Here is a 14768-nt window from a genome sequence, read left to right on the forward strand (position 1 = left end):
TTCACTCTCCTCTACAAATGAGGAAAAGCATCAACCATCAAAGAAAAGTTGATGCTTCCTCGTTATTCTGAAGATTTCGTTGGTAAAATGTAGACATGAACGAGCTTCGTCTGACGTTCTTGGTCTTGGATAAAGAACGTATATAAGCCATATTCCTTAACCGGTAAATTGCCATTTGCTAGAGCTTGCCCAAAGGTCTTAAAATCGCCTTTATTTTTATATCCTCGGGCCCATTTCACTTGACTTGACCCTTGTTGTCCGAACAGCTTCAATTGAATCGCATCGCCATAGACCACTGCTTCCGTATCCTGAAGCTGCTTCGAATTGACATACAGCGTGAAGGTCGTTGGCGCGATAACAATCGCTTTGCGCACAACAACCATTTGATTACCGGCGCGATCCGTCGCTTTGTAAGTAATCTCGTATTCCCCGGGTACCCCGGCTTGAATATTGTGGGACACACTGAGCTTTTCCTTCAAGTTGCCATCAAGATTGTCAGATACTTCAACATCGGAAGCTGGGTTAATAGCCGTTGTTCCAACATCGATTAGCAGCTGCTCTCCGCTTAAGAATCGAATCTTCGGCGCTTCTCGATCGATATTGTTCACATCGATTCGCAGACCATATTTGTTATTCAAAGCATCTGCCGCTTCTACCCAACGTGTTCCATTTTCCGTGAAGGTTACGACATTTCCTGTAATTCCTACATATGTCAGTGCCCTGTCAGCTGTTAATGTGACCGTGACGTTGTTTTTTGTAGGCATTGTTTCGCTGTAAGCATATGTAACCTTCGCCGTTGCTCTTGTGATATTACTTACCGTCGCTATGGCTTCAGCGGTGTTACCGGCTAAATCTTGAACGAGGAAAGTAAAAGTTCCATTCTCTTTGAAAACAATCTGGTTGGATCTGTTATTATTCAGCACTTGGATGGGCTCATTTGCTTCTACTGTTACAATAACATCATCCTTCGTTGGTGCTGTCTTGCTGTATGTAACGTTCAAAACGGGGCGCGTACGATCGATATTGTATACATTCGCCGTTACTGTCGCTTCATTGCCCGCACGGTCTGCTACACGGAATACATAGTTCCCATTTGCTGTGAAATCACGAGAAGTACTGCCATTATTGCCGATGATAGTGATCGGTTCATTGGCTTCAACGCTTGCGCGAACGTCTGTATTGGTCTTCGTCGTCATGGACGTTGAATATTGAACACTAGCCACAGGTGGCGTCTTATCAATCCGATCCACATTCGCATTAATCTCACGCTGATTGCCCGCTGCATCTTGGTAAACAAACTTAAATGCACCATTCTGCGTAAACGTATATGTCGTCAGTCCTTCGTTATTGACAACGGTTGGCAGTACTCCGGAATTATCCTGAGCCACTAACATAGCGACCACATCATGATTCGTCCATCCCACTTCGCTGTAATTCACGATCGCCGTTGGGGGAGCTCGGTCGATTACGGTTACCTCCGCTGTTACTTGACCTTCATTTCCGGCTGCGTCTCGATAATAAAACACAAAACTTCCGTTTTCTTTGAATGTATACTGCGTACTTCCTTCATTGTTGATTACCGTTACAGGATCATCTTCACCCGTGAAGGAAAGGGATACCGTAACATCTTGCTTCGTCCATGTATTCTCGCTATACGTAAGCACTGGCACTGGTGATTGTTTATCAATAAAATTGACCGTTGCCGTCTTTTGAGAGATATTCCCAGCCTCGTCTTGAAAAATAAACGTATGCGAGCCGTTTTCCGTAAAGGTATACGTATCGCTTCCAGCTATCGTAACTACGCCATGATTGTCATCATAGGTAATTAAAGTCACGGTCACATCTTCATTCGTTTTACTCTGCGTGCTGTACATCAAATCTGCTGTAGGAGGCACCAGATCGATATTTTGGACCACGACCTCTCCCTCGCTAGTCAGTGAAGTGCCCCCATCCAGCAGCGAATATTGAAGTGTCCCATTCGTTTTAAAATCATAGACCGCCTGCTGAACCGTCTGTGAGACCAGAACTGCATCTTCAGGTACAACGATATGGCTTACTGACAGCGCAGGATTGCCAGACGCATCTACCGTCACACGAACGGGGCCGTTCGTCCAATCGCTAGGAGATAAGGTCACCGCTGCATAAGGCAAACTTCGATCAATTCCATTCACCGTCGCCACAGCCTTACCGACATTACCTGCGTCATCTACAAATTCAAACTCAAAAGAACCGTTATCCGTAAATAGGTACTCCTTGCTCCCACTGCTAGGTTTCGTCACCCTTACCGATTCGTTAGCAGCTAAGGTTGCTTTCACATCGCTAGCGGTGCGCCCTGCAGGACTATAGGAAACCACGCCTACCGGGTTCGTATTGTCGAGCTGGAACAGCGAGTTTGTGCGGCGGACAGCCTCATTCCCTGCTTTATCCGTTACCTTTGCCCACAAATACCAGAGGCCATTCGCCCCGCTCAATTCGGCCTTATGATCTGCACCTAGCGCGGTCCAGGCAGTCGGAGCCGTACCTGCATTCATCGACCAGGCATAGGCATAAGTAAGCTCGTTAGCCGCAGTCATATTATCCGTTGCTGAAATAACTGAGCTTGCCGCTTTCTTTTTGTCGGAAACTCCCTCTACACTGAACTGAATCTGTGGCTTCGTCTTATCGATCCAGGTCACGGTTGCGACTGCCGTATTCTCATTGCCTGCTTTATCGCGAAATACGAACGTGTACGTTCCGTTTGCTTGGAACATATAGCTGAATCCGCTGAGATTGACTACATCGATATCACCTGAGGCTGTATTCGTATCCGTTGCTGTCAATGTCGCCGTAACGGACTGATTCGTGATTTGTGTTGTGTTGTAGGTTATTTTCACCGCAGTCGGTTTCGTTACATCATAGATAACCGTATCCGAATAGGTCGTACTGATGTTGCCAGCCGCATCACGGTATCGGACAGAGATCGTCCTTACACCTTCCGTTTCCGGTATGGTAACGAGCTTGGAAGCGGTAAATGCTTCCCAGCTCCCCCAAGTTGTGCCTCCGTTCGTCGACAGCTGCATATCAATGGGTCCATGCAAATCTGTCGCTGTGAGCTCTACCGCTACAGACTTGTTGTTCGTTTGTTCTACAGGGATATGTATCGTACCGGTGGGTGCGAGGTCATCCAGCAAATATGGACCGCCCCGCGCCAGCTGCCAGTTGCCGGCTTGATCATAAACCTTGGCATGAATGTAGTACGTACCCGATTTATTTTCAATTTTAAAGGTTCCGTTCGTCGAGCTGCTCCATGTCGCATCGTTTCCGTCGGTTATCGCTTGATTCGAGACGGCATACTTAATAACATAATTCCCAAGCGCTGCCGTGATATTATCTGACAAGCTAAGACTTGTCGTAACCGATTTACTGTACGTGCTCGTGCTTGGATTGCTAAAGGCAACTGTTGGTTTCGTATTATCCAGCACAAAGCCCTGTGTTGTACTTGCATAACCGATGTTTCCTGCGCTATCTGCAGTCTTGATATGTAAATATTGCGTGTTATTCGCATTCGCTGGGGAAGATAGTGTTGCGCTGTGAGACGTTTTGGAGCCTGTTCCATCATAAAATAGCTTCCATCCCGGAGCGCTAGGACTTGGGACTGTTACACTGCTAGACCACAAATAGCTTGCCTGGCCGAGCGTTCCTCTAACTTCCGCCAAGGATACAGTCACTTGTCGCGCATTGGCTGGCGTGCTATTCCCCTGCTCAGAGAAGGTTATCGCCGGTGCTGTTTTATCAATGACATAATCCAGACTTTCCAGCGTCCTCACATTCGTCGCATTGTCCGTTGCCGTGATTTTCAGCTTATAATTGCCTTCCAAGCTATTCGGTACGCTTAACATTCCTACAGCGCTGCTTGCGGTACCTGTCGAGTAGGAAACCCCTTCCTTGAACCATTCGTAGCTCCATTGTTTCAAGCCCGAGAAGGCGTCGAGAACCGAGTACGTCACGTTTTGACTTTTTTGGGCGGTACTTGATATAGGTCCGAGCGTAATTTTGGGCGGTTCATTGTCAAACATAATCGAGCCAGACGACCTGATGGTCGTATTGCCGGCAGCGTCCACAGCTTTGGCGTGTAAAAAATAGATGCCTGTGCCTGGAGGATCTAATGCGGCCGCTCCACTCAGAATGCCCGTTGAAATCTCCTCGTCTCGTGGCGGCAGCACTTTCTGAGTCCACGTATAATAAAGGTTGACATTCTCATTCACTGGCGTGTCATTTCCTGTTATAGTAACGCCATGGCTTTTCTTAATAATGCCAATCGCGTACTGCCCGAATGCTATCGTTGGCGGTTCATGATCATAATTGAACGGTCCAGCCGAGCTAATCGTTTCATGCCCGACCTTGTCTACAGCTCGTGCATGAAGATAGTAGGTCCCGTTACCTGTAGGGTCGGGAGCCGCCGTTCCGCTCACTATGCTGGTATTAATTTCCGCAGCAGCTGGCGGCGCAGCGCTTTGCGTCCATGTGTAATAGAGTGACACACTCCCTTCAACGGGCAGATCAGTCGATGTTACCGTCACGCCATGGCTATTCTTATAGTCTGAATTGGATGATTGGCCAAATGTTATCGTAGGAGCGGTATTATCAATATAAACTTCGGTCTTGAACAAACTTTTGAAATACGTCACGTTATCCATGGAGGTTCCATCGCTAAAGTTCGTTTTGTAATTCGAGAAAGAATGCCAAGCATTTTCCAATTTGTTTGTATAGCATAATTCTGGCCCTTGCTTCATGATGAGTCGACCGGAGGCCATAGAAGCTCCGACCGTGTACTTAAATAAAGAGGGATAGCCCATATATTGGGGTGGTGTTTCAGGAATTCTAAAGATAGCCGGTGTTGTTTGGCTGCCTACCGTTTCCGTTATAACAATGCTGTCTTTGTGACAGGCAGCGCCACCATTCTCGAATTGCACATTCAAGTAAATGGTGTCCCCTGATTTGAGAAAGTACTTCCTCGTAAGTGGATCCAAACCCGGTGTTGCAATGACAGATATCCCGTCAGGCTGATGCATAGGGGCCGGCAATAAGGTGGCCGCCGCACTTACTTCACTCGCATACGGTACAAGTCCCCCAATCAAGAGGATGAGCGCCAGTATGATTGAACTTATTTTTTTCATAGTACCTCCTATTTATCGATGCCATTTCCCTATACTAAATTATCAAATTACGACAATATTCCACGTTTTCTCATACTAAAAATACCTGTAAATGCGACTAAAGCACCATACCCCAAATGGGGTATTATTGGTGTTTTTATCGAAAAAAGAAAAAACACCGTTCCACATACGCAATAAATGCGTACATGAATAGGTGTTTTAGGTTATTCGAGATCATTATTTCGACTTTTTCGTTCTCTCATCCAAAGCATTCAATTGATCTACATGATAATGCATATCCTGTAAGATTTCACTTACTTCACTATTTATCGTCGTTTCAACTTCCCCAACTTTACTCAAATCAATTTGCGCTTGGTGCTGGCTATCCTTGATGTGGTTCAGTTCGGTACCTAGCTGCAGCGTGTCATTGGCGATCACTTTAACGCCATCCGATATCGTAAGGATATGGGCTGAGTTGACGGAAATTCGTTCTCTAACTGTATCCATCGTTTCTTCAAACGTAGAGAAAGACGAAAAGCTTTCATTAATTTTCTCATCAATCGCTTGCAGCTGCGCTGTAATGTTACCTGCGGACTCCTCCGTTCCATGGGCCAGTTTGCTCACTTCCTGGGCGACAACGGCGAAGCCTTTGCCATGCTCGCCTGCTCGGGCAGCTTCAATGGATGCATTTAGCGCTAGAATTTTGGTCTGTCTGGAAATTTTGGAGATGACCTCACTCATCTCATTAACGACAAGGGTCATACTAATTAATTCATCCATCAATCCGCGTGTCGTTTGAATGTTATGACTTAATTGTTGATTCAACTGCTGAATATCCGTGAATTCATCGGATGTCATGTTCAGCTGATGACTGTATCGGTTTAATTCCTCAGACTTTTTCTCATAAACGCTCACAAACTCCTCTAATTGCTCATAATTACCTAGAGAAGCTTTCTTAAGTCCTTCAATATTATGTAGATTGTCCTCTATACTCTTCGTCACATAGGCAGCAGAAGTATTCACGTGCTGTAGGGTGGATTTCATATTCGCTAAGAAAACCGGAAGCTCCTCTTGAATCGAGTTGCCTTGGTCAGAGACAATAGAAAGGGTATCAATCACTTCTAAAATTTCCTTCGCAGATGGTCGATCCGCTTGGTTCTCACCAATATAGGAATAACGAATCGTTTGATGTTCATCAATAATATACGTGCTTGGAATCGCAATTCGGAATGAGTCCCATTTAATTGGCGTGAACACCTCATAAGACTTTATGACTTCTCTCGTTTCGTCCGAAAGAATGGGGAATTTGATGCCGTTCGCGTTAACATAATCTTTGATGTTGGCTAGCTTTTGTCCAGCGATGGCAATGAGATTTACGCCCTTTTCCAAAAATCGTTCGTAATACTCATTTAACTCTGGCATCTGTTTCTGGCAATTATGGCACCATGTTCCACGCAAGAAAATAATAACTAACGGCTTGCCCTTGAAATCTTCCAAACCCTTAATACCTTGTGTAGAATCTAGTCGAAATGGTGCTGCCTTTTTCCCTATAGATAAACCTTTCTTAGCCATGCTGCCACCCCAATTTAACATGATATTCGTAAATAACTTCCTTCAGTCTAGCTGAAAACCAGTGGGAATGCTACCTTATTTCAGATAAAAAGTTTATATATTCGACAAAAAATGACCCACTTTTAGGCCACAGCCTTAGCGGGTCATTTCATCGTTCTATCAGTAGAGCTCCACCTCTGCAAAAGCCATCCGATACCGATTAGCATCACTTTCAGCATCATTTATAAGTTGTTACGCTCTATTCTTATTTTATTTCAATTCAATATACGGCGAATCATCTAAACCGAATCGAACGAACGTATATCGATCCGTGTAAATTGACGTATTCTTGTCTATGTCTTTATCCGTCCACCCAGGCTTATCCGTAAAGCTGTCAGGTCCTACCTTATAGAGCTCGCCTTTTATGTGATGATGCGGACCTAGCAAATTTCGGCAGCTGTTTGCCATTTCTACCTCGATTACATTTTCGCCTTTACGCAGGAAGGAAGTGATATCTGCCTCGTAAGGCTCCCAGAGAAACGTTCGAACCTCTTGACCGTTAATATACAATCGACTGACAATGGTATTTGGCGGTGTGGAAAAGCTCCATTTCGCCTCCGTCCAATCGTTTCTATCGATATACACCTTTTGCTCAATGTGAATTTTACCGCTATAGAAAGGAAATCCTTGACTAACGAGATCCCCCGTACGCACGGAAACAGGTAGTTCCGTAAGGACAAACGGACCCATCGTATGAACCGCTTGACGCTCTCCGCTCAGGTATGGCGAGCTTGACTCTACACCGAAAGACCCAATGATATAGATATTTTCGATTTCTGTTTCGAACGTCAGCTTATTTCCTTCCGATTCAAACAGTTTCGCATGCTCAATTGCTGCGTAAGTCTGAGAAGAGTTGTAGAAATAAGATTGAAGTCGAATTCGATTTACTCCTGGTACGATCCTTCCACTAATATCCACTTTCTGGAAAGAAATATCTCGCCACCAGCCAGAGCTTATTGATTCAATTGGTCGCCCGTTCAATTCGATTTTGACATCTTCCGGCTTCTCTAGGACCACATATACATCGCGCGAAGGATCAACATCAAACGCAACCTGGAATTCGAATTCTAGTTCGATATGAACAGGTCGTCCAAAAGCTAAAAGCAGTTCTTGAACGAAAACCACGGGCTGAGGGTCTGACCAAGCACCGTAATCAACACGTAAACGACAAGTATCTAGCGTCAAACTGTTTTCCTCACGACTAGAAATCTGCCAAGTATGATCTAAAACGATTTTCGATTCTGTCTGCCAAGAAGTCGTTCTATTTGTATCAAACATCTCTTCACTTTGCGCTGCTTCTTCAGGTATGATCTTCACAACATAGGACTGTCCTGGATGAAAGGTCAATGAAATGCGTACGCCGCAATCTGTATCTTCCTGTTCGATAGGTATAACCCCACCTGTCTCCAGGTCAATTAAGGATACTTTTCCTTTTCGGAACAGCTCTACCTGCACGGACTCATAGCGTTCCTTACCGGAATTTACGATGTAGTACATAATCGCGCCGTCCAAAGCTAACGTCTGGACATTCATGGTATCCTCTGATACGTCTTTTCCGTCATGATCCAACATACGGATGGATGGAGATACGGTGCTGGACAAGGCGTTTAGCAGCGAACTAGAATTCCATTCGGGTTTCAGCGCTCTCTCAATTAGCTGATCTAACTCCTTATCCAGTTCTCCATTAATAAGCGTTGGAAATGGCGCAAATGCAACAAGGCAGCCGCCTTGAAGGACGAATTGCTTCAACAAATCAACCGTAACGCGGTTCAAGGTTACACTTGGCGGAATGATCACAACTCGGTAGGATGCCTCGCCTACAATAAAGCTCCCGTTGCTGACACTACCGTGACGTTCAATAATGCTTTCACTGCCATAATCGTGCTCTACGAATGTTTGGCACATTTGGCGGGAAAGCTGGGTAAAAGCCTTATGGTAAGGCTCGATTTCTGACGAATCCTCACCACATTGATGAACCCAAGCAGAGCGGATTGGGTGCAGAAGCAATACTTCGGGTTGACGTGTTCCTTTGGAAAGTAACATCGTCAGTCTCGCGAAGTAATCATTAAAACCTTTATAATCCTCCCACCAAGGCTGCTGATAAAATAGGGACGGCGGATAGTCACGTTTTCGTAGGCCTCTCAAGCTATATCCTTGCAAATGCTGACACATCAAATTAATCCCGTGGACAAATTGCCATTCGCCTATTCGCTTAAGATCCTCAAAGCTGACATTCCAGCCTGAACAACCGAAGCTTTCCGTAATGGTCATCTTTTTCCCAAGTTGATGGGCTGCTGAACCTACCTGTTTCGGAACAATTGGCTCCTCGCTAATAAATCGGCCTAACCAATCACAGCCCGGAATTTGCAAAAACTCATAAAATGCCATTGGATCCCCGACTGAAGTCACTTGTTGCATGAGCACTTGTTCATCTACAACGTGACCTGTTGCCGACCATCCCTTGCTATCACACCAATCCCCAATCTGTTTCGCATAGCTTTGACTGAACATCGCGGTTACGCATTCCCAATAATCATATCTTGCTTTACTGGAGCCCTCCACATTCATAAACAAAGCGGGTAGAGCTTCCTTCAAGTCATAGCCATATCTAGACTCAAATGCTTGCTCCAGATCAAACGACCAAGGCAAATGCCCGCGAGCGAACTGCGGTTCGTCCGTAAACACGCCTTTCAGATCGTCTCCAAACTCTTCGCCAAAGCGTTCCCAATAGGCTTCGTAGGTCGATTCAATGAACGCCCGTACGGTTTCCACACTTAGTGTATCAATATAATATGGATTTATTTCATAGAAAAACCTTAAATCTGCGCTGCTCTCTTCTGCTGCTGACAATAAACGATAGCCCTGCTCGGATTTGGCATAGAAACCGATCGTTCTCTCAGCCGGGTTCTGAAAGGGGGCTTGCTCATAGGCCAGTCTTTTTTGCTGGTAAGCGACCCCCAGTACTGGAACTTTTCCATCTGCGAAGCCACTGGGCCATCCGTTTTCATCATATAACCATGGGGTCATACCAAGTTCTTTGCTTTTCTCGATACAAGTCCGTACAGCCGACATCCACTCTTCACCCATATACGGAGTAAGGAGTCCTCCTCTGGCATGCATAAAAAATCCACCTATCCCGGCTTTATGCATCTCCTCAATCTGCCGTTCTAACTCCTCCGTTTCCAATTTATCATTCCATGACCATAACGGCACTGAGCGATATTGGACAGGAGGATTATGAAGTTGATCCCAAATCGTCATCTTACCTTCACCTCATGCTTTCAAGCATAACTGAACTAAATCATCCACATGTGCTGTAGCCAAACAGACCACCGCATCAGCAGCGCCATAATAGATTTTCACTTCACCCGATGGTTCCAAAATCATGCCTCCAGGGAAAATGACATCGTTGCGGAATCCGCCGTCGATCTCATAGTTGGCTTCCGGCGCAAGCAAGGGCTCTTGATACATGCCGATTACCTTTTTCGGATTGTGGAGATCGAGCAGCATGAGACCTGCTGTATACCTTTTTTTCCAAGTAGGTTCCCAGCCGTTCTTTCCTCTTGCAGGATCGATATCCACTGCATGAAACGTGGTCAGCCAGCCTATTTCTGTTTTTATAGGAGGAGCGGCAGGCCCGATTTTATCATTGGCGAAGGGAACGTGCTCAACCGCCAGCAGAAGATCGGAATTACCCCAATATTTCAAATCCGGAGAGTCGGAAATCCATGTGTCAAATCGGTCTGCCCCCCCACGGCTGTATACGGTAAAAGGCCTTTCCAAACGAACGTATTTGCCGTCGATTTTCTCGGGAAACAGCACCATATTACGAAGATCCGGCGTCGATAAACTGAGCACTTCGAAGTTTTCAAAATCATCGGTAACCGCGATACCGCCTCGAATACCATGCTGCGTATCCACTGCAAAGCACATGTAGCATCGGCCATCCATAACCGTCAATCGAGGGTCATAGGCCCGAATGATTTCTCCATCATTCATCTTGAAGCAAGGCTTCGGCCCAGCCTCCCAATGGATCCCATCACGACTGTACGCAATCCCAAGATCCGTTGTGGAATGCGGCTCAAGTGTTTGTTCGCTTCTGGAACCATAATCATTGCGGAATACCATAACATATTGACCATTGAATTTGGTAACGCCCGCGTTAAATACAAGCGCAGTAGGGTAAGGAACCCTATCCGCATCCAAAATCGGATTAGCAGGATGACGACGAATGAAAGGACTCGACTTTAAAATTCCAGGTACAGGTAAGACCATAGAAACAACCTCCAGATTGATATTTGTATTAGGCAGGTGTCTGCCCCTCCTAGCCCTTCAGTGAACCAGCTGTCATTTGCATAAACGATTTATTCGCGATCATATACACGACCAGCAGCGGTAAGATCGATAAACAAGCCCCTGCCAGCATATAATGCGTTTGAACCGCAGCCGATGCCCCATAGCGGAGATAAGATAATCCGACAGTTAACGTTTGGAGTTTGGGATTGGTCATCGTAAACACTAACGGGCGTAAATATTCATTCCAAGCTCCGCAAAAAGTAAACAGTGCCCCTACACCCAATCCCGGACGCATCAAAGGTAAAATAATTCGCCAAAATATCCCGCCGTTCGAGCAGCCGTCAATTCGCGCAGCCTCATCTAATTCCCGGGAAATACCTTGTAAAAAGCTCAGCAAAATAAAGAAAATATACGCGTGACCACTCACCAGAATGAGGACAACTCCCCATAAATTCGTGTGCAGGTGGAGCTTAACCATAAGCTCAAATTGTGGCCGGATGACAACAGCGCCTATCGATATGAACATGGTAGATGCCTGAATCGCGACGAAAATGGCTTTACCCGGAAATTTAATCCGGTCAACCACATAAGCGGCCATCGATGCTACGATCAGCGTTCCGATGGTTGTTGCTCCGCTCAGAAATAGACTGTTCCATGTAAAACGAGCGAAATTAGCTTGCACCCAGGCTTCTTTGTAATTCACGAGCTGCCAGGAGGATGGGAAAATCTTCCCGCCTTTCGTAATCTCGATATTGGACATGAAGGAGCCAAGAAAAGTTACAGCAATAGGAAACACAATCAGTAAGGCTGTAACCAGTAAGAAGATCCAGAGCAGTACTCTTCCGCCTATTTTCGCGAATGAAAATGGCTGGGTTTGTTTATTTATCCGTACATTCGATAACGTTTCAGTAACTTCCATTTTTCCAGCACCTTCCCTCATTGAAGTTTGTTCAGACGTCTAGACATCGCATGATAAGCTAGTGTGATGATGCCTACAATGACGGCTGTAACGAATCCAACGGCACTTCCGTAGCCGAATTGCTGGTCCACAAGTGTCCCTGACGGTGTCGGGAAGAAGAGTTTATACACGTACAAATACATCACTTCCGTCTTTCCTACCGGACCGCCTTCGGTCAACACCATAATGCTCTCGTACCCTTTAAGCGAATTAATGATTGCCAGCATGATCACGATTTGCAGCACTGGCCCCAGCATTGGAATGGTTAAGTACCAGAATTGCTGCCATTTATTGGCGCCGTCCAGCGACGAGCTTTCATATACATCGTTCGGGATATTTTGAAGACCGGCAAGGAACAGCAGCATGTAATTGCCTACCGCACCCCATACAGCGATGAGGATCGTCGTAAACAGGGCGTGTTTGGGACCGAGCCAATCGATTCTTTCGGAGATGATGTGGAACTTCAGCAAATATTGATTGAGAATGCCGTTATAGGAGTTGAAAATAATGAAAAATACGACAGCCATGACAGCAGAACTAATAATCGTCGGCATGAAATAGATGGCTCTTAGCCAATTGCGGCCGCGCAGCTTTTGATTCAGAATAACGGCTAGCACCAAGCATAATGGCAAGGTAATAATTAACTTACCTCCTGCATAAATGAATGTATTCAAGACAGAGTGCCAATACTCCGTGTCCTGCCAGAGCCTCCTGAAATTATCAAACCCTATAAATGACGGTTCCCCGAAACCCTTGTAGTCATAAAACATATATCGGATAGCCCAACCAATCGGATAGACGCCCAGCACCATGGTCAGTAGAAAGCTTGGAAATAAAAACAAATATGAAAACCCGATCTGGCGTGTCCTGTTCATCCCGTTCCCTCCTGTAATATCTATACTTAGAGAGCGAGAGTGGAGCTATTCACTCCACTCTCGCCGTATTCATAGCTATTATTTCATCATCAGCTTCATCGGATCGAAGCCTAGATTCGGCTGCACCTTCACTGTACCTTTAGCTACCGCTTTATCGAGAGCGTCATTGTAACGCTTATTCAGATCTTGAATAATTTGATCCAAATTCCCGCCACTGATCATGTATTTGAAGAATGCATCATCTTTTTTCATGCCTTCAACAGTTACAGTAGGCTGCAGCGGCCAAGTGCCGTCGTTTCCAACTGGTAGGAAGCCGTCAATACCTTTGATTTCCGGTTTCTTCGCCACGGAAGAAACAGATGGCACCATGGAGAGACCGAAGCCTTTTTCATGATACGTTTTCAAAACTTCGTCCGCATACATGAACTGCATGAATTTCCATGCTTGGTCTGCATTTTTGGTTGTATTGCTTATGGCTAACCATTGCCCGCCTAAGAAGGAGGTAGCGCCTTTAATCGTGCCATCGATCGTTGGTACCGGTGCAGCTGCCCATTCGATTTTGGCCGGGAACTGATTCGCATACACGCCTGGTTCCGATGAGAATGAGATGTACATCCCGATTTTACCTTCTGCGAATTGCGCGCGCAGCGGGTCAATATCCAGTGATTCCATACCTGGCAGCGTACTGCCGTCATCTACCATTTGTTTGAACGCTTGAATGATGTCTTTGAATCCTGTGAAATCAAACTTCGCAGTTTTGAAATCAAAGCCAAGTCCGCCGTAACCGCTCGCTTCAGCGATAACCCTTGCCGAACGTCCTAGAGCGCTTTCAGGGCTTTTAAAGTTTTGAGCAAAACCATAAGAGCCAGAAGCTTTACCTACAGCTGTAATTTTCTTCGCATCCTCGACCATTTCTTTCAATGTTTTCGGAGGAGCAGCAATGCCCGCTTTGGCGAAAAGCTCTTTATTGTAAACAAGTCTCAGTGTTGAACCATAGTTCGGAAGGCTGTACATTTTCCCATCAATCCGGTTGAAATCATCAATGATCGGGAATTTCTTCTTGATAGCATCAGTTAGGTAAGAATCAATTGGCTTCAAATATCCTTTTTGGGCAAAAGGTTGGATCGTATTTTCCTTCACGCGGATAATATCAGGTGCCTGTCCGGAAGCGAAAGCCAAATCAATCGCTTGGTTGAAATCTTCCGTCTTCACAACCATTTCGACTTCAATGTTCTCACCGTTCGTTTCGTTAAACTTCTGTACAACGCCTTTAATGTAATCCATATCATGACGGTCACCCGTCCAATAAGTAAGCTTCGTCTTATCTTTCTTCACAGGCGCTGCGCTAGCAGTTTGTTCAGATGGCTTGGCGGATGCTGCCGGGCTGGTTGCCGCATTGTTGCTTCCGTTGCTGCAAGCTGCCAGGCTGCCAGCCAGTAAAACGCTTAAAGTGACCGTCCCAATTCTTTTTATCATTTGTAAGCCTCCCTTTTGTTTGCGAACACTTGTATCGTTCTGGAATTGATTTTGTTTACACTTTTATACTAAAAGAATTCGTTCATTCTGATAATGAGGTCAACTCATGAACAAGGGCAGATATTTCTACATTTTACCCCATCCAGTCAGGGATAAACGACTCCGTCGTCCTTCAGGGACGAGCGCGTTTGTCAAGACTGATGACGCGAAGTGTAATAAAACTTGTACTCTCTTATCTACTAAAAAAACTACGATTGACCAATCAACATACAGCTGTTGAGTAAGGAAATTGGTGCGAAATCAACTTTAGATCGATTGGAAACGAATAACGGCGCTGAAGTCCGTAAGATCGGAATCATCGCTCTAAATAGGCATTTAACGGCATCCAGGTCCGTTAAACGTCTATTTAATTAAAAA

At 45.5% G+C, this 14768-nt stretch carries 7 protein-coding genes; all 7 read right to left on the reverse strand.

From position 1 onward, the window contains the following. Positions 1 to 62: 62 nt before the first annotated feature. The 7 genes from ASG85_RS25325 to ASG85_RS25355 all read right to left on the reverse strand — a co-directional run bounded on the left by ASG85_RS25325 (position 63) and on the right by ASG85_RS25355 (position 14351). Positions 63 to 5156 carry an Ig-like domain repeat protein gene (locus tag ASG85_RS25325; RefSeq protein ID WP_060648085.1) on the reverse strand — a complete coding sequence of 1698 codons (5094 nt, stop codon included), beginning with the start codon at positions 5154 to 5156 and terminating at the stop codon, positions 63 to 65. Positions 5157 to 5372: 216 nt separating this feature from the next. Beyond that, positions 5373 to 6707: a redoxin domain-containing protein gene (locus tag ASG85_RS38880; RefSeq protein ID WP_200961705.1), complete on the reverse strand. Its 1335-nt coding sequence runs from the start codon at positions 6705 to 6707 to the stop codon at positions 5373 to 5375. Between the two features lie 249 nt (positions 6708 to 6956). Then, complete coding sequence (locus ASG85_RS25335; RefSeq protein ID WP_060648086.1) at positions 6957 to 10007, reverse strand: glycosyl hydrolase; 3051 nt, start codon at positions 10005 to 10007, stop codon at positions 6957 to 6959. Positions 10008 to 10019: 12 nt separating this feature from the next. Further along, positions 10020 to 11021, reverse strand: coding sequence for a glycoside hydrolase family 130 protein (locus tag ASG85_RS25340; RefSeq protein WP_082588217.1), 1002 nt, complete (start codon positions 11019 to 11021; stop codon positions 10020 to 10022). Positions 11022 to 11070: 49 nt separating this feature from the next. Then, entirely contained in the window at positions 11071 to 11961 is an 891-nt protein-coding gene (locus tag ASG85_RS25345) for a carbohydrate ABC transporter permease (protein WP_082588218.1), read from the reverse strand. Between the two features lie 17 nt (positions 11962 to 11978). Further along, positions 11979 to 12875, reverse strand: coding sequence for a carbohydrate ABC transporter permease (locus tag ASG85_RS25350; RefSeq protein WP_060648088.1), 897 nt, complete (start codon positions 12873 to 12875; stop codon positions 11979 to 11981). A 78-nt stretch (positions 12876 to 12953) separates the two neighbouring features. Beyond that, positions 12954 to 14351, reverse strand: coding sequence for an ABC transporter substrate-binding protein (locus ASG85_RS25355; RefSeq protein WP_060648089.1), 1398 nt, complete (start codon positions 14349 to 14351; stop codon positions 12954 to 12956). Positions 14352 to 14768: the final 417 nt, after the last annotated feature.

This window comes from Paenibacillus sp. Soil724D2 (assembly GCF_001427935.1).
Lineage (GTDB): Bacteria > Bacillota > Bacilli > Paenibacillales > NBRC-103111 > Paenibacillus_E.

Excerpts from the sequence above, each read along its gene's own strand:
- ASG85_RS25345 (WP_082588218.1), bottom strand. The coding sequence starts at position 11,961 with ATGGAAGTTACTGAAACGTTATCGAATGTACGGATAAATAAACAAACC.
- ASG85_RS25340 (WP_082588217.1), bottom strand. The coding sequence starts at position 11,021 with ATGGTCTTACCTGTACCTGGAATTTTAAAGTCGAGTCCTTTCATTCGT.
- ASG85_RS25335 (WP_060648086.1), bottom strand. The coding sequence starts at position 10,007 with ATGACGATTTGGGATCAACTTCATAATCCTCCTGTCCAATATCGCTCA.
- ASG85_RS25325 (WP_060648085.1), bottom strand. The coding sequence starts at position 5,156 with ATGAAAAAAATAAGTTCAATCATACTGGCGCTCATCCTCTTGATTGGG.
- ASG85_RS25355 (WP_060648089.1), bottom strand. The coding sequence starts at position 14,351 with ATGATAAAAAGAATTGGGACGGTCACTTTAAGCGTTTTACTGGCTGGC.
- ASG85_RS25350 (WP_060648088.1), bottom strand. The coding sequence starts at position 12,875 with ATGAACAGGACACGCCAGATCGGGTTTTCATATTTGTTTTTATTTCCA.
- ASG85_RS38880 (WP_200961705.1), bottom strand. The coding sequence starts at position 6,707 with ATGGCTAAGAAAGGTTTATCTATAGGGAAAAAGGCAGCACCATTTCGA.